Origin of the sequence: Pseudomonas sp., from assembly GCF_049590575.1 — a bacterium.
Lineage (GTDB): Bacteria > Pseudomonadota > Gammaproteobacteria > Pseudomonadales > Pseudomonadaceae > Aquipseudomonas.
The window spans coordinates 1-1677 of the sequence record NZ_JBAWDE010000274.1 but is presented as its reverse complement, the minus strand read 5'-3'; the positions used below and the strand labels follow the sequence as shown (position 1 = coordinate 1677).

General features: G+C 56.2%; 2 protein-coding genes. Both read right to left on the bottom strand.

Annotation, left to right across the window (positions count from 1 at the left end; all coding sequences use genetic code 11):
- Positions 1-193 precede the first annotated feature (193 nt).
- Positions 194-1279 carry an alcohol dehydrogenase AdhP gene (adhP, locus tag WBR57_RS18965; protein WP_424085537.1) on the bottom strand — a complete coding sequence of 362 codons (1086 nt, stop codon included), beginning with the start codon at positions 1277-1279 and terminating at the stop codon, positions 194-196.
- Between the two features lie 194 nt (positions 1280-1473).
- On the bottom strand, positions 1474-1677 hold a 204-nt coding region (locus WBR57_RS18960; protein ID WP_424085535.1), incomplete at its 5' end, for a hypothetical protein.

The window sequence follows — 1677 nt, the reverse complement described above, 5'->3', positions numbered from 1 at the left end:
CGTGTCGATGTCGGTCAACTTACCAAGATCCAGCACTAAACGAATTATTCCCGCCCTTACGGCCTTGCCAATCTCGTTTCGAAGTGCCAAATCCTCTTCTCCAAAGACAAGGCGGCCTTTCAAGGCGAGGATCTCGATCCCGTCCTGATCCCGATGTTCAAATTCGAGTGCCATGCGAGGCTCCAGGACCACGCTAGCGAGTTCTGGCCCCTACTGAGCCCACTCCACATCCGACAAGTTCCAAGGCCCTGTGGCTAAAATCGAGGACAACACGGCCATGAATCTTTCCCTGCCGAAGCCGATCGAACACGTTGTTAATTTCTCCCAGAGGCTCCGTCTCGACATCCGCGGCGATTCCGCGGCAGGCCGCCAAGGCCAAGGCTTCATGCATATCAGCTCGGGTCCCGACCAAGGAGCCGCGAACCGTAATCCGCTTCAACACGACGTCGAAAACCGGCAACGGAAATTCACCTGGAGGAAGTCCAACCAGTACGCAAGTTCCCCGCCGCCGCGTCATTGCGATCCCTTGGCGAAAGGCTGGAAGCGAAGGAGCTGTGATCAGGACGCCATGCGCGCCACCTATCTCACGTTCCACTATCTTTACCGGGTCATCTTTCGTGGAGTTGATTGCCAAGGACACGCCCAGTTCCCGCGCAAGCGCCAGCTTATCGTCGTGCACATCCACTGCGATTACTTGAAAACCCATTGCTTTCGCATATTGGATAGCAAGATGCCCCAGTCCGCCTACCCCAACGATGGCGACCCACTCGCCAGGCTCGGTTTCCGTCTCTTTCAGACCCTTGTAAGTTGTGACGCCAGCGCACAAGATAGGCGCCGCAGCCACGGACGTCAGGCCGTCCGGAATGTGAGCTGCATACCGGGCATCGGCCACAACATATTCTGCGAAGGCTCCGTTTACGCTGTAGCCCCCGTATTGCGCCTGCGGACACAACGTCTCCCACCCGGTGATGCACCACTCGCATTCGCCGCATGCACTATAGAGCCATGCGATACCAGCGCGGTCGCCTATCTTAAAGGACTCTACTCCGTCGCCCACCGCCACCACTTTCCCCACTCCTTCATGCCCCGGCGCGAACGGCAGAATGGGCTTCACCGGCCAGTCGCCGTCCGCCGCGTGTAAATCTGTGTGGCAAACGCCGCAAGCCTCAGTCTGAATCAATATCTGATGTCGTCCCGGCACTGGCACCGGTAGTTCCTCAATGCGCAAAGGTTGCTGAAAAGCCCGAACCACCGCTGCTTGCATCGTTTTGTGTCCCATATTGCCTCCTCTGGAAGCTGGGCACGGGAAGTACCAACTATTCGGGTGCCAAAGTCATTGTCGCTGCGGCTTTATCGTCGTCCTGATAGTCGGCTGTTGTGCCGGTGTGAGAGATTCCACACCTGCCTGAGTCCTGCTACGCAGCTACCCGAATACCCAACCAGCCCGCTATATCGTTTAACAATTCATTTCATTCAGGCCGGCAGCACTTCAACAAGTTCGGCCGTCGCCCCATTGGGATCCAGCAGAATGAACAGTCGTTCTCCGATCTCTATGTCCGTCGGCTCAATCGGTTGGCGGACCCTTTTGCCTCTTGAGTCAGTTGATATCTGAATGAAATCTGTCCATTTGGAAAATGGAACTGTTTCGACTTTTCCATCGTCCCGCCAGATTAGAAG